Annotated in this window: 22 protein-coding genes and 1 pseudogene; 11 read left to right on the plus strand and 12 right to left on the minus strand. The window is 73.8% G+C overall.

Annotated features, from left to right (window positions below; all coding sequences use genetic code 11):
* Positions 1 to 23 precede the first annotated feature (23 nt).
* The 4 genes and pseudogenes from FIV43_RS08685 to mraZ form a co-directional block, all read right to left on the minus strand.
* Positions 24 to 575, minus strand: coding sequence for a hypothetical protein (locus tag FIV43_RS08685; RefSeq protein ID WP_141013803.1), 552 nt, complete (start codon positions 573 to 575; stop codon positions 24 to 26).
* Positions 572 to 1563: pseudogene (gene rsmH / locus FIV43_RS08690) on the minus strand (16S rRNA (cytosine(1402)-N(4))-methyltransferase RsmH). The gene FIV43_RS08685 and the pseudogene rsmH overlap by 4 nt, the downstream one beginning before the upstream one ends.
* Before the next feature lie 5 nt (positions 1564 to 1568).
* A complete protein-coding gene (locus FIV43_RS20925) occupies positions 1569 to 1751 on the minus strand; it encodes a hypothetical protein (RefSeq protein ID WP_181407731.1) in 183 nt (60 codons plus the stop codon).
* 293 nt (positions 1752 to 2044) lie between these two features.
* Positions 2045 to 2470 carry a division/cell wall cluster transcriptional repressor MraZ gene (gene mraZ, locus FIV43_RS08695; protein ID WP_141013804.1) on the minus strand — a complete coding sequence of 142 codons (426 nt, stop codon included), beginning with the start codon at positions 2468 to 2470 and terminating at the stop codon, positions 2045 to 2047.
* Between the two features lie 515 nt (positions 2471 to 2985).
* Between mraZ and FIV43_RS08700 the strand changes: the two genes are divergently transcribed.
* The 3 genes from FIV43_RS08700 to FIV43_RS08710 are packed head-to-tail and all read left to right on the plus strand — an operon-like array spanning position 2986 to position 7571.
* A complete protein-coding gene (locus FIV43_RS08700; protein WP_407938876.1) occupies positions 2986 to 3999 on the plus strand; it encodes an AAA family ATPase in 1014 nt (337 codons plus the stop codon).
* Between the two features lie 13 nt (positions 4000 to 4012).
* Positions 4013 to 5302, plus strand: coding sequence for a DUF58 domain-containing protein (locus FIV43_RS08705; protein WP_141013806.1), 1290 nt, complete (start codon positions 4013 to 4015; stop codon positions 5300 to 5302).
* A 7-nt stretch (positions 5303 to 5309) separates the two neighbouring features.
* The gene (locus FIV43_RS08710) at positions 5310 to 7571 is read left to right on the plus strand and encodes a transglutaminase family protein (protein ID WP_141013807.1); all 2262 of its coding nucleotides are present in this window, start codon (positions 5310 to 5312) and stop codon (positions 7569 to 7571) included.
* 180 nt (positions 7572 to 7751) lie between these two features.
* On the opposite strand, the gene FIV43_RS08715 is transcribed toward FIV43_RS08710, so the two are convergent.
* From FIV43_RS08715 to FIV43_RS08735, 5 genes are all read right to left on the minus strand, one after another.
* Positions 7752 to 8186, minus strand: coding sequence for a DUF3040 domain-containing protein (locus FIV43_RS08715; RefSeq protein ID WP_141013808.1), 435 nt, complete (start codon positions 8184 to 8186; stop codon positions 7752 to 7754).
* Between the two features lie 130 nt (positions 8187 to 8316).
* Positions 8317 to 9534: a DNA polymerase IV gene (gene dinB / locus FIV43_RS08720; RefSeq protein ID WP_231123854.1), complete on the minus strand. Its 1218-nt coding sequence runs from the start codon at positions 9532 to 9534 to the stop codon at positions 8317 to 8319.
* Positions 9535 to 9567: 33 nt separating this feature from the next.
* A complete protein-coding gene (locus FIV43_RS08725) occupies positions 9568 to 10293 on the minus strand; it encodes a methyltransferase domain-containing protein (RefSeq protein WP_141013809.1) in 726 nt (241 codons plus the stop codon).
* A 35-nt stretch (positions 10294 to 10328) separates the two neighbouring features.
* Positions 10329 to 10814: an SAV_6107 family HEPN domain-containing protein gene (locus FIV43_RS08730; RefSeq protein ID WP_181407732.1), complete on the minus strand. Its 486-nt coding sequence runs from the start codon at positions 10812 to 10814 to the stop codon at positions 10329 to 10331.
* A 168-nt stretch (positions 10815 to 10982) separates the two neighbouring features.
* Positions 10983 to 11501: a hypothetical protein gene (locus tag FIV43_RS08735; RefSeq protein ID WP_141013810.1), complete on the minus strand. Its 519-nt coding sequence runs from the start codon at positions 11499 to 11501 to the stop codon at positions 10983 to 10985.
* A 56-nt stretch (positions 11502 to 11557) separates the two neighbouring features.
* Here FIV43_RS08735 and FIV43_RS08740 point away from each other — a divergent pair, with 56 nt between their 5' ends.
* From FIV43_RS08740 to FIV43_RS22230, 3 genes are read left to right on the plus strand one after another with little or no spacing between them, the layout of a single operon-like run.
* Positions 11558 to 12031: a YbaK/EbsC family protein gene (locus FIV43_RS08740; protein ID WP_141013811.1), complete on the plus strand. Its 474-nt coding sequence runs from the start codon at positions 11558 to 11560 to the stop codon at positions 12029 to 12031.
* A complete protein-coding gene (locus tag FIV43_RS08745) occupies positions 12028 to 12921 on the plus strand; it encodes a phytoene desaturase family protein (protein ID WP_231123855.1) in 894 nt (297 codons plus the stop codon). The genes FIV43_RS08740 and FIV43_RS08745 overlap by 4 nt, the downstream gene beginning before the upstream one ends.
* Positions 12921 to 13343 (plus strand): hypothetical protein, encoded by a 423-nt coding sequence (locus FIV43_RS22230; RefSeq protein ID WP_231123856.1) that lies wholly within the window; start codon positions 12921 to 12923, stop codon positions 13341 to 13343. Before FIV43_RS08745 ends, FIV43_RS22230 begins: the two co-directional genes overlap by 1 nt.
* A gap of 32 nt (positions 13344 to 13375) precedes the next feature.
* Here the strand turns inward: FIV43_RS22230 and metF are convergent, their stop codons facing one another.
* A complete protein-coding gene (gene metF / locus FIV43_RS08750; protein WP_141013812.1) occupies positions 13376 to 14266 on the minus strand; it encodes a methylenetetrahydrofolate reductase [NAD(P)H] in 891 nt (296 codons plus the stop codon).
* 37 nt (positions 14267 to 14303) lie between these two features.
* On the opposite strand from metF, the gene FIV43_RS08755 reads away from it, so the two are divergent.
* Positions 14304 to 15392 carry a polyprenyl synthetase family protein gene (locus FIV43_RS08755; protein WP_231123857.1) on the plus strand — a complete coding sequence of 363 codons (1089 nt, stop codon included), beginning with the start codon at positions 14304 to 14306 and terminating at the stop codon, positions 15390 to 15392.
* Between the two features lie 95 nt (positions 15393 to 15487).
* Here the strand turns inward: FIV43_RS08755 and FIV43_RS08760 are convergent, their stop codons facing one another.
* On the minus strand, positions 15488 to 15862 hold the full coding sequence (locus FIV43_RS08760) for an Rv2175c family DNA-binding protein (protein WP_141013814.1): 375 nt from the start codon (positions 15860 to 15862) through the stop codon (positions 15488 to 15490).
* A gap of 175 nt (positions 15863 to 16037) precedes the next feature.
* Here FIV43_RS08760 and pknB point away from each other — a divergent pair, with 175 nt between their 5' ends.
* The 4 genes from pknB to FIV43_RS08780 all read left to right on the plus strand — a co-directional run bounded on the left by pknB (position 16038) and on the right by FIV43_RS08780 (position 21555).
* The gene (gene pknB, locus FIV43_RS08765; RefSeq protein ID WP_141013815.1) at positions 16038 to 18083 is read left to right on the plus strand and encodes a Stk1 family PASTA domain-containing Ser/Thr kinase; all 2046 of its coding nucleotides are present in this window, start codon (positions 16038 to 16040) and stop codon (positions 18081 to 18083) included.
* A gap of 32 nt (positions 18084 to 18115) precedes the next feature.
* Positions 18116 to 19009: a deoxyribonuclease IV gene (locus FIV43_RS08770; protein WP_141013816.1), complete on the plus strand. Its 894-nt coding sequence runs from the start codon at positions 18116 to 18118 to the stop codon at positions 19007 to 19009.
* Positions 19010 to 19311: 302 nt separating this feature from the next.
* The gene (aroF, locus tag FIV43_RS08775) at positions 19312 to 20349 is read left to right on the plus strand and encodes a 3-deoxy-7-phosphoheptulonate synthase (RefSeq protein ID WP_231123858.1); all 1038 of its coding nucleotides are present in this window, start codon (positions 19312 to 19314) and stop codon (positions 20347 to 20349) included.
* A gap of 216 nt (positions 20350 to 20565) precedes the next feature.
* On the plus strand, positions 20566 to 21555 hold the full coding sequence (locus FIV43_RS08780) for a discoidin domain-containing protein (protein WP_141013818.1): 990 nt from the start codon (positions 20566 to 20568) through the stop codon (positions 21553 to 21555).
* Between the two features lie 73 nt (positions 21556 to 21628).
* Here the strand turns inward: FIV43_RS08780 and FIV43_RS08785 are convergent, their stop codons facing one another.
* Positions 21629 to 22627, minus strand: coding sequence for a threonine aldolase family protein (locus FIV43_RS08785; RefSeq protein WP_141013819.1), 999 nt, complete (start codon positions 22625 to 22627; stop codon positions 21629 to 21631).
* Positions 22628 to 22744: the final 117 nt, after the last annotated feature.

Consider the following 22744-nt stretch of genomic DNA (forward strand, 5'->3'; position numbering starts at 1 on the left):
CGGACCAACCTAGGTGGTCGGACTCATCGTCCGGCGGCAGGCTCGCCGTCGCGTCCGTCACGGCGTCGCTCGCCCCGCTCCCCCTGCTTCGGGGACTCCTGGACCGTGACCGGGGCGAGCACCTCGGGTCGGGTCGGCGCGGGCGGCGAGATCGGCAGCGGCTCGCCGTCGGCGGCGGCAGCGTCACCGGTGACCTTGCCGCTGCCGAGGTCGAGGACGCCGGCGGTCGCCGGGATCACCATCCCCTGGCGCTGGGCGGCCTGCGCGATCCGGGCCGGCTCGCGCAGCCCCTGCAGGTCGAGCTCGAGGGCCTCCTGCCGCGCTCCGAGGTCGCTGGCCTGACGCTCCAGGGCCGTCGCCTGGAACGAGGCCTGCTGCATCGAGGTGTTGAAGAGGAGCAGCCCGATCACGCCGCCCAGCAGCAGCATGCTGATCAGGGTGACGAACGGGACCCGGGGCGCACGGCTGCGGACCCGGGGGACGACGGTGAGACGGGCCCGCTGCACGGCGGCCTGGGCGGCGCGCGGTGACACCCGTGGCAGACGGCTGCGGAGCTGGGCGGCGGTGGTGCTCATCGGGTTGCTCCTCGTCGGGTCCGGTGGGTGTGGTCGGTGGACGTGCGGCGGGTGCGCTCGACGGCCCGCAGCCGGACCGAGGCGGCTCGCGGGTTGTCGACGCGTTCCTCCTCGGGCGCCTGCTCGGCGCCGCGGGTGAGCAGCCGGAAGGGCGGCTCCTGGCCCTCGGGGACGAACGGGAGGTCCTCGGGCACCTCGGACCGGGTCACCCGGGTGAAGGCCCGCTTGACCATCCGGTCCTCCAGGGAGTGGTAGGACTCGACCACCACCCGTCCGCCGACGGAGACCACCCCCAGCGCGGCCGGAAGCGCCCGCTCGAGCACCCGGAGCTCGTCGTTGACCTCCATCCGCAGCGCCTGGAAGGTGCGCTTGGCGGGGTGCCCTCCGGTACGGCGCGCCGGCGCCGGGATCGCGTCGTAGAGCAGTGCCACCAGTCGGGCGGAGTCGGTGAACGGCTCGCGTGCCCGCTCGGCGACCACCGCGTCGGCGATCCGACGGGCGAACCGCTCCTCCCCGTAGTCGCGCAGGATCCGGGTCAGCTCGGCGGCGCTGTAGTCGTTGAGCACGTCGGCGGCGGTGAGGCCGGCGGTCGGGTTCATCCGCATGTCCAGCGGAGCGTCCACCGCGTAGGCGAACCCGCGCTCGGGGAGGTCGAGCTGCATCGAGGAGACACCGAGGTCGAAGAGGACTCCGTCGACCTCGGGGACGCCGAGGCCGACCAACGCGTCCGGGATCTCGTCGTACACGGCGTGGACGCCGGTGAAGCGGTCTCCGAAGGGTGCCAGGCGCTCCCGGGAGCGCGCGAGCGCCTCCGGGTCGCGGTCGATGCCGACCACCCGCGCCTGCTGGCACCGCTGCAGCACCGCCTCGCTGTGCCCGCCGAGACCGAGGGTGGCGTCGACGAGGATCGACCCGTCCTGCTCGAGGGCGGGGCCAGGAGGTCCACGACCCGGTCGAGCAGGACCGGGACGTGGCGGGCGGCGCTCATCCGGCTCAGCGCCCGAGTCCGGAGCCGAGCAGGACCACCAGGGTCAGGGCCACCGAGACGCCGGCGGAGAAGACCATCAGGACCACCGCCTCGCGGGCGCGGTCGCGGACCCGGGGCTCCCGGTCCCGCGCTGCGGCCGGGATCCGGTCGCCGGACAGGTCCGGCGAGGAGATCCGCAGATGGCTCATGGATTCGACCCTTGGTGCTCGAGCCCGGCTGCCGACCGGGCGGTGGTTCGGTGGCTGTCGGCGGTGGTCGCGGCCGCAGCCACCCCACGCCTCGGATCCGTAGAGCCAGGTCCCCGCCCGCTCCGGCGGCGCCACCGCCTGGTGCCGGGGAAGGTGCCCCAGGAGATGGTTCGCGTCCGCCTGGGGCCGGGGAAGGTGCTCCAGGTGGGTCGCAGCGCCCGGGAGCGGGCTGAGACCTGGTCCTACGGATCCGCTGTTGTGTTGTGTCGGCGCCCCGAGTGGCGCGGGTGGGCTCAGTCCTCGTCGTCCTCGTCCAGGTCGGCGAAGTCGGCCAGTGCCTCGGCCTGGAACTCGCGCCAGCGCTGCGGGTTCCAGATCTCCAGGCGGTCGCGGACGCCGATGATCACGACGTCCTTGTCCAGCGACGCGTACTCGCGCAGGTGGGTCGGGATCCCGATCCGGCCCTGCTTGTCGGGCTTGCCCTCGTCACCACCGGCAAACAGAACACGTGCGTAGCGACGGGCCGAGCGACTGGTCATCGGACGCGACGCGGCCCGCTCGGCCTCGTCGGCGAAGACGTCGGCAGGCCAGACCACGAGGCAGTTCTCCTGTCCCTGCGTCACCACGAGGCCCTCCGCCAGTCGATCCCTGAACTTCGCGGGGAGGAAGACCCGACCTTTGTCGTCGAGCTTCGGGGTGTACGTGCCCATGAAGAGCATCGGGACATCCCCTCCACTCCTTCATCCTCCACTTTCCCCCACAGTACTCCACTTTCCCCCACCGTCAACCACCACGGTGGCGCGTCGAGCCGCCTGGGCGAGCCTCGGAGCGGCGGCGCCCTCGCCCCTGACCCCGCTCCGACCCCGCACCGGTCACGGACCCTCAGCCGAGGCGGGGTACGGCGAACCGGGGCGAACACGCGGGAAAACCCCAGGTCAGCGGCGTGGGACGGGACGATTCCGCTGCACCCGGGGGCCGGTGGAGCGGGACGGTGCTCGGCCGACGGCCGACCGGGGGCGCGGTGGGGAGCCCGGTGGGGACGGTGGTGGGGAGGGTGGTGGGGCGTGGTGGAGGGAAATGTGGGGGAAGTCGGCCGGTACCCGCGCCGCAGAGGTCCCCGGGTGGTGCGCGGGGAGGTTCCTAGAGTGGAGTTCACCTCGCGACGTACGGTTACCTGCATCACGCCGCCACACCGTGACGACGCAGGATGACGCAACCCGAGGGAGACCGAGACGTGGATCAGAATCCAGCGCGGCCGGCGCCGCCCGCCGCCGCCCCGCGCTCCTCGGCCGACGCCGCCGACGTCACCTCGGTGGCGCGGGTGGGCGCCCGGATCCGGGCCAACGTCGAGCGGACCATCGAAGGCAAGAGCGAGGTCGTCACGGCGGCGCTGGTGGTGCTCTTCGCCGAGGGCCACCTGCTGCTCGAGGACGTCCCCGGCGTGGGGAAGACGATGCTCAGCAAGGCGCTGGCGCGCAGCATCGACTCCTCGGTGCGCCGGATCCAGTTCACCCCGGACCTGCTCCCCTCCGACGTCACCGGCGTCTCCGTGTTCAACCAGTCGACGCGGGAGTTCGAGTTCCGGCCGGGCGGGGTCTTCGCCAACGTGGTGATCGGGGACGAGATCAACCGGGCATCCCCCAAGACGCAGTCCGCGCTGCTGGAGTGCATGGAGGAGCGTCAGGTCACCGTGGACGCCTCGACGTACCACCTCGAAGCGCCGTTCATGGTGATCGCGACGCAGAACCCGGTGGAGATGGAGGGGACCTATCCCCTGCCGGAGGCCCAGCGGGACCGGTTCATGGCGCGGGTCTCGATCGGCTACCCGGTGCCGACCGCGGAGATCGCGATGCTCGACGCCCACACCGCCCTGAACCCCCTCGACGATCTCGAGCCCGTCACCGACGGCGCAGAGGTGCGCAAGCTGTGCGGAATCGTGGGGCAGGTGCATGTCGCGGAGTCGGTGCAGCGGTACGCCGTCGCGCTGGTCACGGCGACCCGGGACACCCCCGATCTGCTGCTCGGGGCCTCCCCTCGCGCCACCCTCCACCTGGTCCGCGCCGCCAAGGCCTACGCGGCGCTGCACGAACGCGACTACGTGCTCCCCGACGATGTGCGATCGCTGGTCCACCCGGTGCTGGCGCACCGCCTGCTTCCGAGCGCCGAGGCCGCCGTCGGCGGCCGCGGAGCGGGGTCGATCCTGGAGCGGCTGGCCGCCAAGGTGCCGGTCCCCGACCCCCGTCCCTGAACCCGGAGGACACGTGCGCGACGGGTTGAGCGGGCTGACCCTGCGGGGCCGGGCCTTCCTGGCGGCCGGGGTCACCGCCGTGGTGTGCTCGGTGCTGCTGGGCCAGACGTCCCTGGCGCGGATCGGGGTGCTGATCATCGCGCTACCGCTGCTGAGCGCGGCCCTGGTGGGGTGGCGACGTCACGAGATCGAGGTGCAGCGGGAGGTGGCCCCGCGCCTGGTCACCGCGGGCCAGGCCGCCACGGTGCGTCTGACGCTCGCCGAGGCCGGGCGTGGCCGAGCCGGCACGCTGCTGGTGGAGGACCAGATCCCGTATGCGCTCGGCAGCCGCACCCGCTACGTGCTGACCGGGCTGACCCGGGGCTGGCGCCGTCACCTGGCCTACCAGGTGCGCTCCGACGTGCGCGGTCAGTTCGAGATCGGTCCGGTCACCAGCCGCTCGACCGATCCCTTCGGCCTGGTCGAGGTGCAGCGCCTCCACCCCGGCAGCCAGTCGTTGACGGTGACGCCGCGGACGGTCCCGCTGCCGCCGATCGGGCTCGCCGGCGGTTGGAGCGGCACCGGCGACCACCGACCGCAGTCCTTCGCCAGCGGTAGCGCCGAGGACGTGAGCGTGCGCGAGTACCGCCGCGGCGACGAGCTGCGCCGGGTGCACTGGCGCAGCTCGGCCCGGGTCGGGGAGCTGATGGTGCGCCGCGAGGAGCAGCCCTGGGAGGCGCGCGCCGTGGTCCTGCTCGACACGCGTCGGTCGGCGCACCGCGGCCGGGGCATGGCCTCGAGCTTCGAGGCGGCGGTGAGCGCCGCCGCGTCGGTGGCGGCGCACCTCGACCAGCACGGCTACACGGTGCAGCTGGTGACCTCGGACGGCACCTCGATCCCCCAGGGCGAGACGCTCACCGTGATCCTGGAGCGGCTGGCGCTGATCCAGCCCACGCCGCGCCCCCGCCTCGATGCGGCCTGGTCCCGTGACACCTCGCGCGGTGGGCTGGTGATCGCCGTGCTCGGCGACTCCGGCCACGACGACGCCCCTGCGCTGCGCCGGATCCGGCATGACTCCGGCGCAGCGTTCGCCATCGAGCTCGATGTGTCCGCGTGGGCTTCGGCTCGTCAGTCCAGCGCCGCGCCGCACGGGCCGCGCGCCGGGTCGCTGGGGTGGCGTGCGGTGACCATCGGGCCGCGGGACCGGCTGGACGTCGCCTGGCGCGAGCTGGGGCGGTCCCGTCACCGCGCCCACGGCGCGGTGCGCCCGTCCGCAACCGAGCAGGACGGCGACCGGGCCGACCGCACGGAGGTCGGGACGTGAGCGCCCGATGAGCGGACGACGCCTCCCACCAGCGCACGGCCTGCTCGTCGCGCTGGTCACGGCAGCCACCACCTGGATCGCGCTCAGCTCCTGGCGGGACTTCCTGATGTCGCCCGAGGAGTTCCTGCTGCCGACCACCGTCCTGGCCTGCGTGCTGGTGGTGAGCGGCTCCCTTCTCCGCTGGGTCGGCACACCGAGGATCGTGGTGGTCGCGGCGCAGCTGGGGGTCGGCTGCGTCGCGCTGACCTGGCAGGTCACCGGGTCGCTCACCGGGTTCGACGAGCTGGCCGACGCCCTCGACGTGGCCCTGGTGTCGGCACGCACCTACGCGGCGCCGGTCAGCGACCAGGTGCCGCCGGTGACCCCGCTGCTGCTGCTCGGCTCCGCGTTCTTCCTGGTCCTGATGGACACCCTCGTTTGCACCCTGCACCGGGCCGCGCTGGCCGGACTCGGCCTGCTGGCGATCTACTCCGTCCCCTCCGGCCTGGCCGCGGCGGGACCGAGCTGGGTCTCGTTCGCGGGCGCGGCGCTCGGCTTCCTGGTGCTGCTCCAGCTCGACGCGCGGCACCGGGCACAGGGGTGGGGGCAGCCGCTGGAGGAGACCGATCCGGAGCAGCTGCCGGCGGGCTCGAGCGCCCCGCGGCGACCGGCGCGGACCGTAGCGTCGGCGGTGCGGAGTGGTTTCGGCCAGATCGCCGTGGCCGCCATCGCGCTCGCACTGGTCCTTCCCCCGTTCATCCCGATGCTGGACACCACCCTGCTCGGCGTGGGCACCGGCGCGGGCGGGGGCGAGATCACCATCCGCAACCCGCGCGCCGACCTCCGCCGCGACCTCGAGCGCGGGCTGGACATCCCGCTGATCCGGGTGACCACCGACCAGCTGAACCCGAGCTACCTCCGGGTCGCCGTGCTCAACCGGTTCACCGGCAACGAGTGGAGCAGCGGTGACCGCGACGTCTCCCCCGAGCAGAACAGCGACCGGGAGCTCCCGCCACCCGACGGTCTCTCCCCCGACGTGCCCCGCACCACCCACCAGTACCAGGTCGAGATCACCGACCAGTTCGACTCGACGTGGCTGCCGACCCAGTTCCCGATCAACGAGATCCACGCCGGCGACGGGTGGCGCTACGACGCCGACACGATGGACTTCCTCGCGGTCGACGACGAGAACGCGGCGGGATCGTCGTACACGATGACGGCGATCGAGCCGGACTACGGCACCGACGGCCGGTGGTTCGCCAACTCCCCCGCCTCCGACGTGGACCCCGAGGTGCTCGAGGTGCCCGGCGGGATCCCGTCGGTGGTCCGCGGCTACGCCCAGGAGGTCACCGAGGGCGCGGTGAGCGACTACGAACGGGCCCGCATGCTGCAGGCGTGGTTCCGCACCGAGGGCGGCTTCGAGTACAACCTGCAGAAGGCTCCCAAGGGCAGCTTCGGGCAGACCCTGGAGCAGTTCCTCTCCGACCAGCCCGGCGGCCGGATCGGCTACTGCGAGCAGTTCGCGGCGTCGATGGCGATCATGGCCCGGATGGTCGGCATCCCGGCCCGGGTGGCGGTGGGGTTCTTGGACTCGACGGCGATCGGCGACGGGGAGTACGAGTACAGCTCCCACGACCTGCACGCCTGGCCCGAGCTGTACTTCAGCGGCGCCGGCTGGGTGCGCTTCGAGCCCACCCCCGACAGTCGGGCGGAGAGCGCCCCCAACTACTCGACCGTCCCGGTGCGCACGGCGCCGCAGGTCGATCCCTCCGGCCAGCCGCAGCCCGAGCCCACTGACGCCACCGGCCCCGGCCAGCAGCCCGCACCGACCGAGGTACCCGACGACCCGGTGAACGCCGACGCCGACCAGGACGGCTCGTCCGCCGACTCCGGTACGCCGGCGCTGCTGGTGTGGCTCGGCATCGGCGCCGGGACGGTGCTGCTCCTCGTGCTCGCGGCGCTGCCGCACGTGCTGCGCCGCCGGCGCCGCGACCAGCGACTGGACGGGGACGCCGAGGCGCTGTGGAGCGAGGTGCGCGCCACGGTGATCGACCTGGGGACGACGTGGCCCGAGGGACGCTCACCGCGAGAGATCGCGACCGTCCTTCGTGGCCGGCTGCACGGCACGGAGCTCCCGGTGGACGCCACGGACGGCACCCGTCCGCGGTCGGTCACCATTGCGCTGGACGAGCTCGTCCTCGCCGTCGAGCAGGACCGGTACGCACGCCCCACGTCGACCGGCGGCCTGGCCGTCGCCGTGGTCCCGCGCGCACCGCCGCGGAGACGGTGATCGCGGCCGTGCGAGCAGCAGCCACCGGTCGTCAGCGGCGACGGGCCGCCTGGCTGCCCCGGTCGTTGTGGAACGAGCGCTGACCGTCGGTCCGCACCACGGACGACCTCGGCGCGGAGGCTGAGCGGATCACGCGGCGCTGCGGATCACGCGGCGCTGAGCGGATCGCGCGAGGAGGGATCAGTAGCCGCGCTCGTCGCGCCGACGGCGCCAGCGGGCGCGAAGCGTGTCCATGAATCCGGAGTCGGAGCCGCGGCGCGAGGTGCGCCGCTTGGTGCGTCCACCCTCGACCACGCGGAACCCGGACGGGTGGGCGCTCATCGATGCTTCGGGGGCACCGGAGACGCGCTGGCCGCGGAGGGCGCCGAGGCCGACGGTCGCGGCACCGAGCATGATCACGAAGCCGACGATGCCGATCTGCCAGTATCCGCTGATCGCGCCGCCCATCAGGACGGCGACGCCGACGGCGAATCCGAGCCCGGCCAGGATCGCTCTGCGACGCGCCGCGCGGCGCATCGTGGTCCCGCGCAGGGTCGAGGCGAACTTGGGGTCCTCCTCGACGAGGGCGCGCTCCATCTGCTCGAGCAGTCGGAGCTCCTCTTCGGAAAGTGGCACCTGGTCCTCCACACGTGCTGTCCGGCCTCCGCCGGTCCCTGGTGCAAGTGTAGGCAGGCGTTCCGAGTACTGGTAGACCGACGTCACAATTCAATGCGCTCGGACACCCCGGGGCAGGCCGCAGGGGCCCTCACAGCGTGCTCGCCCGACGCACCGCCCTGCGACCGAAGCGGGCGCTGACCCGGTCGACGGCACGGTCGGCGTCCGGCCACCCGGGATCGCGCTCTCCCAGGAAGAGCTGGCGACCATCCCCGGGGCGCCGGCGCTGCAGGCCCTCGACACGCACTCCCAGGAGCCGCACGGCACGGGCCGGGTGCGCTCGGACCACACCGAGCACCAGGGCGAGTGCGATGCCGTAGATCTCCTGGGTCACGTCGGTCGGCTCGGGCGAGGTGCGGGAGTGGGACAGCGTGGTGAAGTCACTGAACCGGACGGTGACGGCCACGGTGCGCGCCACCTTGTCGGCCGCCCGGGCGCGCGCCGCCACCCGCGCGGCGAGCGAGAGCACCTCCCGCGCCAGCCGGTCCCGGTCGGTGACGTCGACGGCCAAGGTGTGCTGGGCGCCCATGCTGCCCTCGGGCGCCCCCTCGCCGAAGCCGAAGACGCCGGCGCCGCCGGGCCGCAGCTCGCGTCGGTCCGTCCCGTGCACGAGCTCGTGGAGGTGTGCTCCAGCGTGCTGCCCGATCATCCGCCGCAGGTCCTCGCGAGCGACCGCGGCGACGTCGCCCACGGTGATCAGCCCGATCCGGTGCAGTCGCTCGCGGGTCGCCGGGCCCACGCCGTAGAGCTCGCCGACGTCCAGGGGGTGCACCAGCTCGGCGAACCGGTCGGGCGGGATCTCGGCGACGCCGTCGGGCTTGGCCCGGCGGCTGGCGAGCTTGGCGACCGAGACCGTCGCCGCGATCCCGACCGAGCACGGGATGCCCTGCTCGTCCCGGATCCGGGCGCGGATGGCGGCCGCGATCTCCACCGGCTCACCCAGCAGGCGACGGGCCCCGCGGACGTCGAGGAACGCCTCGTCCAGCGACATCACCTCGACCACGGGGGTGAACGTGCGGAAGGTCGCCATGATCGCTCGCGAGGTCGGCACCAGGACGTCGAAGTCCGGCGCCAGCCGGACCGCGGTCGGACAGAGCCGGTGCGCCTCCACGCCGGACATCCCGGAGCGGATCCCGTAGCGGCGGGCCGGGTAGTTGGCGGCGAGCACCACCCCACGATGACCACCGCCGACGATGACCGGCACCTGCTGCAGGTCCGGGCGGTCGCGGGTCATCACCGAGGCGTAGAACGCGTCCATGTCGACGTGCAGCAGGAAGCAGGTCGGTCCGCTCGCCGCCGGTCCGCTCACCGGCAGGTCCCGGTGACCCGGGCGGCACGGAGGTCAGGCGCGCACGCAGAGCAGGTGCAGCTGGGTGGCCAGCGAGTGGAAGTCCGGCCGAGCGGCAGCGGCACGCTCGAGCTCGACCAGCGACGCGGACGCGCCGGGCTCGAGATCGAGCAGGGCGGCCGGCACGTGGTCGGCGAAGACCCGGATGCCGTGGGTCTGCTCGACGGTGAAGCCGGCGCCGGAGACCAGCGCGACGATCTCGTCGGCGGTGTAGCGACGCCCACGGCGCCCGTCGCCCGCGGACCCGTCGTCCAGCAGGGCGATCGCCTGCTGGAAGTGGCCCGCCATGGCGCGGGCGAGCACGGCCGCATCGCGCTGCGCAACCAGGAGACTGAGCATGCCGCCGGGCCGGAGCACGCTGCGGATCGCGGCCAGGGCTGCCGACCCGTCGACGACCTCGAGGACGCCGTGGCACAGCACCACGTCCGCCGACTCCGCGCCGACCAGCTCGACCAGGCTCGCGACGTCGCCCTGACGGCCGTCCACCTCGACACCCAGGTCGCCGGCGCGCCGGGCGAGGGCGGCCAGGGCGTCCGGGCTGGGGTCGACGACCGACACCTGGTGGCCGGCCGCAGCCAGACGCACCGCAGAACCCCCGGTGCCGCCGCCGATGTCCACGATCCGCCGCGGCTCGCCCCGGAGTGCGGCGTCGAGGACGTCCCACACCACCGCGGTGCGGGGCGACGCGGTGGACGGGCCGGTCGGTCTGCGCAGCGCCATGAACCGAACACTACGGCCTCCCCCGTGCCGGTCGGTCAGCCGGCGACGCGCCCGACGAGCTGATCGCCCACGGACGGGTGCGGGGTGAGCCCGAGTGCTGCCTCCACGACGGCGAGGAACCGGTCCGCGTCGCGGACCAGGTCGTCCGCCTCGCGCTCGGTGACGGCCCGGCTCGAGCCGGCCTCCGCCGCGGCGCGCTTGGCGGCGCCGGCCGCGAAGAACGTGGCCCACTCCCCCAGCTCCGGGGCGACCTGGGTGAGCAGGACCCAGGCGTTCTGCTGGCGACGGGAGGGACGGACCTGGGGTCGCGCCCGGGCGGCGAGGAGGGCCGCCGCGGCGCGCAGGGCCGCGACGTGGGCGCAGGCGTAACGGGTCGGGGCGTCGGTGGCCGTCACCGCCTCGCTGAGGGAGCCCGCGGCGCGCAGCAGGTAGGAGTGGGTGGTGGCCGGCAGGGTGTGCGGCTGCCAGTCGTCGGACTCGGGTGCTGCGGCGGAACGGCTGGTGGTGGTCTGGCTCGCCATGGGGACTCCCTTCGTCGGGGCCTCCGGCGAGGATGGGCTCGAGGCATCCCCGACCGAAGGTGTTCGAACAGATGTTCGAACACCTCGAAGGTACACCTCCGCCCCGTCACAACGTCAAGAGCGGCTCTCGCGGCCCCGCGACGACCGGCGCCGGATCGGGTTCGACGGTCAGGAACCGGCGGGTGACGCGCTGGTGTCGGCGGGCGCCCCGGGGCCGGTGCCGGAGCCCGGGTCGGCGTCCTCCCCACCGTCCGCGGCGGGGCCGGTGCCGCGGACGAAGCGGGTCGTCTCGGGGTGCCAGAGGAAGACCACCGCCACCGCCGCCACGACTCCGGCCGCCACGGCAGCCAGTCGCACCATCAGCGGCGACTCGGTGCGCATCATCCCGAGCGCGCCGACGAGGATGCCGAGCGAGATCATCGCCAGACCCTGCTGGGCCCAGAGGTGCCGCCCGCGGAAGAGGGTGATCATCGTCATCATGGTGACCGCGATGACGACGTAGAGCACCAGGATGACGGGGACGAAGTCGGTGGGCTGGACCGTGCTGTCCCCCGCCGAGATCGGGGACCAGACCGCGTCGAGGTCATCGCGGAAGACCACCACCAGCACCGAGACGACCAGGCCGCCCGCGATGAGCAGCCACAGGAGCCAGGTGGCGACCCGGACGGTGAGCGGTCGTTGCGACATCGTTCCTCCTCGTGCATCCCGCGGAGCGCGGGATCGTGCCGGATAGGGTCGGCCCCATGTCGGTGGACCACCCCTCGATCAGTCATTTCCGCACCGAGCACCGCCGACGCGGAGGCACTGGCCGGATCGTCATTCTGCCCGACAGCGTGCACACGGCCGCACTCGCCGCCGAGGCGCTCGGGTGCGAGGTGGGCGCCATCGCCAACAGTCTGCTGTTCGAGGCCGACGGCGCGCCGGTGCTGATCCTGACCTCCGGCGCCCACCGGGTCGACGTGGACCGGGTGGGTGCCGCCCTCGGCGGCGCGCGGCTGCGCCGGGCGAAGCCGGAGTTCGTCCGCACGCACACCGGCCAGGTGATCGGAGGCGTGTCGCCGATCGCGCACCCGGCACCGATCCCGACCTACCTCGACCCGTGGCTGGAGCGGCACGACACCGTCTGGGCGGCCGCCGGACACCCCGCGGCCGTGTTCTCGACCACCCACGCCGAGCTGCTCGCCCTCACCGGCGGCACCCCGCTGGAGGTGGCGTGAGCAGGGTCGTCGTGGTCGGCGGCGGCATCGGCGGACTCGCCGCCGCGGCGCGCCTGGCCAAGCTGGGCCACCAGGTCGCCCTGGTCGAGGCGGCTGACCGGGTCGGCGGCGCGCTCCTGCCGGTCGAGCAGGACGGCTACGCCTGGGACGCCGGCCCGCGCGCCACCCTCCTCCCCGCCGCCCTGCGCGACCTCTTCCGCAAGTCCGGCCGCCCGTTGGAGAACGAGCTCGGTGCCGACCTCGAGCCGCTGCCGGTGATCCGGGAGCACCGCTTCGAGGACGGCACCGCGGTCTCGCTGCCCGGCGGCTCGCGCGCCGGCCAGGTCGCCGCCTTCGACGCCCTCGCTCCCGGGCTCGGCGAGACCTGGGCCCGGCACGTCGACCGCTACGCCCCGGTCTGGGAGGTGCTGCGGCGCCACTACGTCGAGGTGCCCTGGGACCCGGTGACCAAGAGCGCCACGCCCCGCGAGCTGGGCGACCTCTTCGACCTCCGCGAGACCCTGCACAAGCGACTGCGGCGCGACTTCAGGGACGAACGGCTCGCCATGGTGGCCGGGCACCCGGCCGTCGCCGACGGTCACGACCTGCGCAACGTGCCGTCCTGGGTCGGCGTGGATCGCTACCTCGAGCAGTGTTTCGGCGCCTGGCGCCCCGTCGGCGGCATGGGGCGGATCGCCGAGCTTCTCGGCGCCCGGATGGCGACCCGGAAGGTGACCGTGCTGACCGGCACCGAGGCGAGCGACGTCGTGGTCCGGGCCGGTCGCGCCGTCGCCGTACGGACACCGGAGGGTGAGATCGACGCGGACCACGTGGTGGTCGCCGTCGATCCCCGGCGGCTCCCCACGCTGGCGCCGCTGGTCGCGCGGACCATGCCGGCCATCCCCCGGTGATGGCGCACGTCGGGCTCGCCGGGCCGGTGCCCGACCTCGACCACGAGGTCGTGTTCCACGCCGACCCGCTGCTGGTGGTGCGTCCGGGAGTCCGGGCACCCGACGGCGGCACCGCGTGGACGGTGTTCGGCCGCGGCAAGATCGCCGAGGACCTGCTCACCGCACTGGCCCGCCACCGGCTCGACGTACGCGACCAGGTGGTGACCCGGGTCGACCGCACCCCGCGCGAGCTCGTCGAGCAGTGGGGCGGCTCGCCGCACGGGGTGCTCTGGCAGGGCCGCGGCACGGTACGACGCCGGCTCGGGCCGACCACGCCCGTCGAAGGTCTGCTCGTGGCCGGAGCCCACGGCGCACCCGGCGCGGGCGTGCCGTTCGCCACCCAGTCCGGCGCCCTGGTCGCCGAGGTCATCGGCAAGGCCTGAGACCGGAGCCGACGCCGGGGACGGGGACGGGGTCAGACAGTGATCCGCAGCGCCTCGAAGATCTCCAGCGTCGCCTTCGACCGGTTGAGCGTGTAGAAGTGCAGGCCGGGAGCGCCACCGGCGAGGAGCTCCTCGCACAGCTCGGCCGCGACCGCGATGCCGGCCGATCGGATGGCACCCGGCGCGTCGCCGGCACCGGCGATCCGGGCCACGACGTCCTCGGGGACGCTGGTGCCGATCAGCTCGCCCTGACGGCGGATCGCAGCGAGGTTCAGGATCGGCATGATGCCGGGGAGGATCGGGATGTCGACGCCTCGGTCGCGGACCCGATCGACCAGTGCGAAGTAGTCGGTGGCCCGGAAGAACATCTGGGTGACCGCGAACTCGGCCCCCGCCCGGGCCTTGGCCACCAGCACGTCGGCGTCCGCGTCGAGCGAGGCGGCCGAGGGGTGCCCCTCGGGGAACGCGGCGACGCCGACCCGGAAGTCGCCGCGCGAGCGGGCCAGCTCGACCAGGTCCACCGCGTGGTTGAGGCCGCCGTCGGTCGACACCCACGCCGCGCGGGGGCCTTCCTGCGGGTCGCCGCGCAGCGCCATCACGTGGTTGACGCCCTCGGCGACGTAGGAGTCGAGGATGCCCTCCAGCTCGGCACGGGTGTGGCCGACGCAGGTGAGGTGCGCCATCGGGGTGAGCGAGGTCTCCCGGGCGATGCGGCCGGTGATCGCGACCGTCTTGTCACGGGTGCTGCCACCGGCGCCGTAGGTGACCGAGACGAAGGTCGGCCGGTAGGGCTCCAGCGCCTGGATCGCCGCCCAGAGCTGCTCCTCGCCCGCCTCGTCCTTGGGCGGGAAGAACTCGAAGGAGAAGGAGCGGTTGCCCGAGCCGATCAGCTCGCCCAACGAATGCCCCGGACCGGTTGCCATGCGGCCGAGTGTAGGTGGCCCACTAGGCTTGCCCGACGTGACGGACGAGGGTTGGGATCCGGCCGGTTTCCGTGCCGGGATCCAAAGTGAGCTGGACCACTTCCTGAGCCTCCAGGCCGCTCGCCTGGCGGCGCTGGGACCCGACGCCGAACGGCTCCTGACCGAGGCCGCCGCCGTGGTGTCCGGCGGCAAGCGGTTCCGCGCGGCGTTCTGCCACTGGGGGTTCGCCGCCGTGGCCGGCGTACCCGACGGCGAGGACGCCCGGGCGCTGCGCCGCGCGTCGGCGGCACTCGAGCTCCTGCACGCTTCGGCCCTGGTGCACGACGACCTGATGGACGCCTCGGACACCCGCCGCGGACGACCGGCCACGCACCGCGGCTTCGAGGCCGAGCACCGCGCCGACGGCTGGCGCGGTGACCCCGAGCAGTACGGCGCCGCCGCGGCGATCCTGCTCGGCGACCTGCTGCTGACCTGGGCGGACGAGCTGCTGCGCCGTTCCGGCTTCAGGCCGGCGCGCACCGCGTCCGCCGGGGACGTCTTCGACCTGTGCCGCTCGGAGGTGATCGCCGGCCAGTTCCTCGACGTCTCCGTCCAGGCCCGCGGGCATGCCGACGTGGAGGCGGCGATGACCGTGCTGCGCTACAAGTCCGCGAAGTACTCGATCGAGCGCCCGCTGCACGTCGGCGCCGCTCTCGCCGGCGCGGACCTCTCGACGCTGGACCGGCTCACCGGGTTCGGTCTCCCGCTGGGTGAGGCCTTCCAGCTGCGTGACGACATGCTCGGCGTGTTCGGCGACCCGGCCACCACCGGCAAGCCGGCCGGGGACGATCTGGTCGAGGGCAAGCGCACCGTGCTCGTCGCCCACGCGCTGGCGGCGGCACCGGCGGCGGAGGCCCGACGCCTGGACGCGGCCCTGGGCGGTCCGCTGACCGCGGACGAGATCGACGAGCTGCGCGGCATCATCGAGCGCAGCGGCGCACGGCAGCGGGTCGAGCGGACCATCGAGGAGCTGAGCGGACAGGCGCTGACCGCCCTGCACGCGGGCCGGGACGAGGCCGGCTGGGACGAGCGGGCCTGCGGGGTGCTGGAGCAGCTCGCGGCAGCGGCGACCCAGCGCACCTACTGACCCCTCACCCGCCCACCGGTCACCTGCCGCCCGGTCACCGACGGAGTCGGGCCCGGGCAGGTTCGGAGAGCGGGAGGCGGACTCCCCGGGCCGCCTCAGAAGCCGAGGGCCTGCGCCCGCCGCTTGACCTCGGAGCCGCGGTTCTCGCGCAGCGCGTCGATCGGGCGACCCGGCAGGTCGGCGTCGAGGAAGATCCACGCGATGCACTCACGGTCCTCGAAACCGGCGTCGTGGAGCACGGTGAGCAGCCCGGGCAGGCCCTTGACCGGCAGGCCCTCCTCATCGAGGAAGAGCGCCGGGACCTTGGGTCCCCGACCCGGCACCGGCACGGCCGACGCCAGCTCGTGGTCACGCACCATGGTCCGCACCTTCGCCGGGGTCACCCCGACCAGTTCCGCGGTCTGGTCCCAGTCCAGCCAGTCCTCGACGAGGACGGCGAGGTCGTGGTCGGCGAGTCGCTGTTCGCTCATGGGTGCATCCTCCCCCACCGGTGCTCGGATCCGCACGCCCGCGGCCCTGCCACCGGCCCACCGGCGCGCCCCCGCGCAGCGGCGTGGCTCCGTCGTCGCCGCAGGCCACGCCGTACGATGAGGGACGCCCGGCCACTTCCCCGCCGGGGCTCCCGCACGCGCACAGGAGGTCGCTGTGCACGAACCTGACGACCGCGACGCCCAGGCGCCCGCGGCCGCCCGCGACCCCAACACGGGCCGGGTGCTCGACGGTCGCTACCGGATCGGTGCCCGGATCGCGCGCGGCGGGATGGCCAGCGTCTACGAGGCCACCGACCTTCGGTTGGACCGGACCGTCGCGGTCAAGATCATGCACAGCGGCCTGGGCGACCCGGCCTCCGACGACGACGCCTTCGCCACCCGGTTCGTCCGCGAGGCCCGTGCCGCCGCCCGTCTCTCGCACCCCAACGTGGTCTCGATCTACGACCAGGGCCAGGACGCGGACCCCTCCGGCGGCGACGGCACCCTGTTCATCGTGATGGAGCTGGTCCCGGGGCACACCCTGCGCGACACCATCACCAAGGAGGCCCCGATGGCTCCGGAGCGGGCCCTGGCCCTGCTCGACCCGGTGCTCTCCGCACTCGCCAGCGCACACCGCGCCGGCCTCATCCACCGCGACATCAAGCCCGAGAACGTCCTGATCGCCGACGACGGACGGATCAAGGTCGCCGACTTCGGGCTGGCCAAGGCGGTCAGCGCCGACACCCAGCACACCGCCACCGCCGGGGTGCTCATCGGCACCGTCTCCTACCTCGCGCCCGAGCTCGTGGTGGACGGGACCGCGGACCCGCGCGCCGACGTGTACGCCGTCGGGGTGCTGCTCTACGAGCTGCTCACCGGGGTGAAGCCGCACACCGGCGAGTCCCCCATCCAGGTCGCCTACCGCCACGTGCACCACGACGTCCCCGCGCCGTCCGCGCGGGTGCCCGGCCTTCCGCCGTACGTCGACGCGCTGGTGGCCCGGGCGACCAGCCGCGACCACACCCTGCGACCCGCCGACGCCGGGGTGCTGCTGCACCACGTGCGCCGGGTCCAGGCCGCGTTGCGGGACGGGCTCGTCGACGATCCCGAGCTGGTCGCCGACCTGCTGCCGCAGCCCCGGGCCGTGGTCGAGGTCACCGACGACACCACACCGGAGGCCGTCGAGGAGCTCTGGGACGAGCGCGAGGTCGAGGCGCTCTTCGGACCGCCCACGACCGCTGCCCGTCCCGACGACCGCCCGCCGCCTCCGGCACCGGAGAGCACTCAGGTGATCTCCCACCCCGACGTGCCGCCGGCACCGCCGCGCCGGCGACGGCCGGTGAAGCTGCTGCTGGTGCTGCTGCTCGTGCTGGCGATCGGCGGCGGCGCCTACTGGTTCGGGTGGGGCCGCTACACCTCCGCGCCCGGCGTGGTCGGGATGAGCGACGCCAGCGCCACCGCCGACCTGGAGAAGGCCGGCTTCACCGTCGAGCACACCGACCCGGTCTACTCCGACTCGGTCCCGAAGGGCGACGTGGTCAGCAGCGACCCCGGCGCCGGTGACCGGGTCCTCTCCGGCGGCACCGTCACCCTCACCGTGTCCCGCGGGCCCGAGCTCCACGACGTCCCCGACGTCGCCGGGATGGGCGAGGACGAGGCGCGCGACCGGCTCGCCGAGGCCAAGCTCGTGGTCGGTCGCGTCGTGCAGCAGTTCTCGGAGACCGTCCCCGACGGCGACGTGATCCGCACCGACCCCCGCTTCGGTACGCCGAAGGCGAAGCAGCTCCCCGTCGACTCCGCGGTCCGGCTGATCGTCAGCAAGGGCCGCCAGCCGATCAAGGTCAAGGACTGGGTCGGCGAGGACGTCGAGGAGGCGACCGCGTACTGGGAGGGCAAGGGTCTCGAGGTCGACGTCGAGGCCAGCGAATACTCCGACACCGTCGCCGAGGGCGCGATCATCGCGCAGGACCCGGCGCGCGGCACCCTCTATCGCGGCGACACCGTCACCGTCACCGAGTCCAAGGGGCCGGAGCTGGTCGAGATCCCCTCGGTCTTCTACGACAGCGCGGACGACGCCGTGGAGAAGCTCGAGGCCCTCGGCCTCGAGGTGGTCACCAAGCGCGCGGCCATCTACTTCAACGGATCGCTGGCCTACTCCACCGACCCGCCGGCAGGGTCGAAGGTGCGCAAGGGGAGCACGGTCACCGTCTACGTGGTCTGAGCCTGGACGGCACCGGCTACGGTTCTCGCGAGATGAGCAGCTCCACCCGCCCCGTCGGCACCCACGTCCCGGTCGGCAAGAACCTCGCGGACGGCGCCCTGCGCAACGCCGTCGAGCTGGGCTGCGAGGCGGTCCAGGTCTTCGTCGGCAACCCGCGCGGCTGGGCACTGTCGGCCGGCAGGCCCCAGGTCGACGAGCGGTTCCGCGCCCAGGCCGCCGAGATCGGGATGCGGACGTTCATCCACACCCCCTACCTCGTCAACCTCGGCTCGCCGACCGCGGCGACGTACGAGAGGTCGGTGGCGATGGTGGCCCACAACCTGCGCCGCGCGGTGGAGATCGGTGCGGAGGGCGTCGTCGTGCACACCGGCTCCTACGTCGACCCCGACGGCGGCGAGGAGCGGCACGCGGCGGCGATGCGCCAGGTGCACGACGGCCTGCTGCCGACCCTGGAGTCGCTCGACGGACTCGGCGACCAGGCGCCCTGGCTGCTCCTGGAGCCGACCGCCGGGCAGGGGCGCTCGCTGTGTGCCGGCGTGGACGACCTCGGTGCCTACCTGGACGCGGTCGAGCGCCATCCGCGGGCCGGGATCTGCCTGGACACCTGCCACGTGTTCGCCGCCGGCGCCCCGCTGGACGAGCCCGGCGGCGCGACCGCCACCGTGGACCGGATCGTGGAGATCGCCGGCCCGGGCCGGCTGCGCCTGATCCACGCCAACGACTCCAAGGACGTCCGGGGAGCGTTCAAGGACCGGCACGAGAAGATCGGTGCCGGGCACATCGGCACGCAGGCGTTCGCCGAGCTGTTCGCCCACCCGGCCACCGACGGGGTCCCGTTCATCCTGGAGACACCGGGCTCCCGGGACGCCGACGACCCCGACATCGCCCTGCTCAAGCAGCTGCGCAGCGAGGCGCCGGTCCGCTGAGCCCGGGTCGCCCTCCCGGGAGCCTCGGGGCAGGTTCCCGGGCCGCGTGTCCGGCATCCGGCGACGCCGACGACGATCCCGGATCGTGCGTTAGGTTCCTCGACATGCAGCGCACCTCGTGGTTTACCGACGCGCCGGGCGACACCCGGTGCGTGGGTCCGCTGCTGCGCTAGACCCCGCACCTTCCAACGCCCCGGCACCTGCCCGGGGCGTCGTGCTGTCGGGACCGGTGACCGGATCCCACCCCACCTCCCCGCTCGGCGGGGATCAGCACAGAGACGGAGAAGAACATGGTCGTCGTCATGGCACCCAACGCCACAGCGGAGGACGTCGCCCGCGTCGTCGAGCGGGTCGAGTCCGCCGGCGGGACGGCGAACGTCTCCCAAGGGGTCAGCCGCACCATCATCGGCCTGGTCGGCGACATCGATGCCTTCCACGGACTCAACCTCCGCGCGCTCGCCGGCGTGGCCGACGTGCACCGCATCTCCGACCCCTACAAGCTGGTCAGCCGGCAGCACCACCCGGACCGGTCGACGGTGTGGGTGGGCCAGGGCGCCGCCCGAGTCCCGATCGGACCGGCGACCTTCACGCTGCTGGCCGGGCCGTGCGCGGTCGAGTCACCGGAGCAGACCCTGGAGGCGGCGACGATGGCAAAGGCCGCCGGCGCCACCATCCTGCGCGGCGGAGCGTTCAAGCCGCGGACGTCGCCGTACGCGTTCCAGGGGCTCGGCGCCGAGGGCCTGCGGATCCTGGCGACCGTCGGCTCCGAGCTGGGTCTGCCGGTGGTCACCGAGGTGGTCGACGCCCGGGACGCCGAGACGGTCGCCGAGCACGCCGACATGCTCCAGATCGGCACCCGCAACGCCCAGAACTTCGGGCTGCTGCAGGCCGCCGGCGACACCGGGAAGCCGGTGCTCCTCAAGCGTGGGTTCAGCTCCACCATCGAGGAGTGGCTGCTGGCGGCGGAGTACATCGCGCAGCGCGGCAACCTGGACGTGGTGCTCTGCGAGCGCGGCATCCGCACCTTCGAGCCCGCCACCCGCAACACCCTGGACATCGCGGCGGTCCCGGTCGTGCAGGCCGCGAGCCACCTGCCGATCATCGTCGACCCGTCGCACGCGGCCGGGCGCAAGGACCTCGTCGTGCCACTGTCGCGTGCGGCGATCGCGGTCGGCGCGGACGGGGTGATCGTCGACGTCCACCCCCATCCGGAGGCCGCGCTGTGCGACGGCCCGCAGGCCCTGCTCGGCACCGAGCTCCGCGCCCTCGCCCAGGCCGCACGGCAGCTGCCGCCCCTGGTGGGTCGGGTGCCGGCGGCCGCCGGGGGCGTGTCCAACTGAGGTCCGCGATCGTGGCGAACGTGGTCGCCTGAGGCAAACTGGCCCCTCGACCGGCCCGTCGGGCTCCCACGATCGGCCGGTCGCGAGCCGAAGCCGATCGTGGTGGCCGGGCCGTCACCCAGGAGTGAGATGTCGTACTGCACGCACTGCGGACACCGCCGCGGAACGGGGCGATTCTGCACCAACTGCGGCGCGCAGGTGGATGCGCGGCCCGCCGTGACCGACCCTGCGACCCCGACCGACCACGGCGACGACCGCCTGACCGACACCGCCGAACGGCCGCGCCCGGTGGTGCCGCTCCCCTCCGGCCAGCACCCGCCCGCGGCCCGCTATCCGCTGTACGCCGACACCCCGCCGCTGGGGCCGCCGCCGAGCGCGCCGCCGCAGAGCGGTGCCCCGACGCAGAGCGGTGCCCCGACGCAGAGCGGTGCCCCGACGCAGAGCGGTGCCCCGACGCAGAGCGGTGCCCCGACGCCGCCGGCGCCTGCGCCGCCGAGCGCTCCGGCCCCGCAGCCCACCGACCGGCGCGCCGACCCGCGGCCCGCTGCCGGACGCCGCTGGCTGTGGCCGGCGGTGATCGGCGTCCTCACGCTGCTCGTGGTGGCGGCCTCCGTGCTGACGGTGGTGTGGGTCATCGACGACGACACGGTGGCCGAGGACCGGCCGACCGACCGGTCCGCCGCACCGGACGAGGACGGGGAGTCCGTCGACGCGGGCAACCGGCCCACCGAGGACCTGACCGGTCAGGTCTCCGCGGTGGAGGTCCCCGGCACGGCCCCGGACAGCACCGACGCCCGCACCGGTGACCGCGTCACCTTCGGCTCGCAGAACCTCACCGACGACGACCCCAGCACCGCATGGCGGGTGGCCGGGGACGCCACCGGATCCGAGCTGGTGATCGACTTCGGAGCACCGGTCGAGCTGCGCGAGATCGGGTTGATCAACGGCTACGCGAAGTCCTATCCCGGCTACGACGGATATCAGGTCAACCGACGGGTCCTGGCGGTGACCTGGACGTTCGACGACGGGAGCAGCGTCGACCAGGACCTCACCGAGCAGGAGTCCATGCAGGTCACGCCGATCGAGTCGGTGACCACCGAGCAGGTCCGTCTGACCCTGGTCGAGGTGAGCGCCCCGGGCAAGGGACCGAGCGGGAAGGACTTCACCGCGATCTCCGAGCTTCGGTTCGGCGGCGTCACCGGGTGAGACGGCGTCTCCGGACGGGCATCCGGACGACGCCTCCGGGTGGGGCGTCCGGGTGGACTCAGGCTCAGCTTGCTCAGCCCACCAGCCTCGCGAGCACGCCGGCCGCACGTCGTACCTGATCGGCGTCGAGGTCCAGGTGCGTGGTCAGCCGGACCGTCCGCGCACCGACCAGCCCGACGGCCACCCCGGCCTCCCGGGCGCGGGCGACGACGCCGGCGGCGTCGGGGTGGTCGAAGGTGACGATGTTGGTGGCCACCCGGTCCGGATCGGTGCCGCACGCCTTCGCCAGCACGCGGGCGTGTTCGTGGTCCTCGGCGAGGCGCTCGACGTGGTGGTCCAGGGCGTGCAGTCCGGCAGCGGCCAGGATGCCGGCCTGCCGCATCCCACCGCCGAGCCGCTTGCGACGCACCCTCGCCTCCGCGACCGCGTCCGCACCGCCCACCATCAGCGAGCCGACCGGCGCCCCGAGTCCCTTGGACAGGCAGACGGCGAGGACGTCGGCGCACCCGCCGTACTCGATCAGCGGCGTCCCGGTGGCGACGTGGGCGTTCCAGATCCGGGCGCCGTCCAGGTGGACCGCGATGCCGGCCTCGTCGGCCACCGCACGCACCGCACGCAGGTCGGCGATCGGCAGCACCGTGCCGCCCGCGAAGTTGTGGGTGTTCTCCACCGAGACGGCCGCGGTCCGCACGAAGAACGGCCCCAGATCCGGTGCGATCAGGTCGGCGAGCACGGACGGGTCGACGCCACCGGTGGGATGGCTCCAGGTCCGCATGGTCAGCCCGGAGACGGCACCGTGGACGCCGAGCTCGGCGCGGGCGATGTGCGCCCGGGCCTCGCAGAGCACCTCCTGGCCGGGCTGGACCACCGCGGCGACCGCGAGCACGTTGGCCAGCGACCCGGTGGGGGTGAACAGCGCCGCCTCGTGGCCGAACATCTGGGCCACCCGCTCCTCGAGCGCGTTGACGGTCGGGTCCTCCCCGTAGACGTCGTCGCCCACCTCCGCCCGGGCCATCGCGGCGCGCATCGCCTGGGTCGGGCGGGTGACGGTGTCGGAGCGCAGATCGATCACGGGACCATCATGGGCGACACCGCGCTCCGCACCTGCGACGGGTCAGTCACCGACGCGCAGGAATGAGCGGCGTCCGGTGCGTGCGATGGCAAGGCGGCGCCGCGAAGGCGACCTTGG

The organism is Nocardioides sambongensis, from assembly GCF_006494815.1.
Classification (GTDB): Bacteria; Actinomycetota; Actinomycetes; order Propionibacteriales; family Nocardioidaceae; genus Nocardioides; species Nocardioides sambongensis.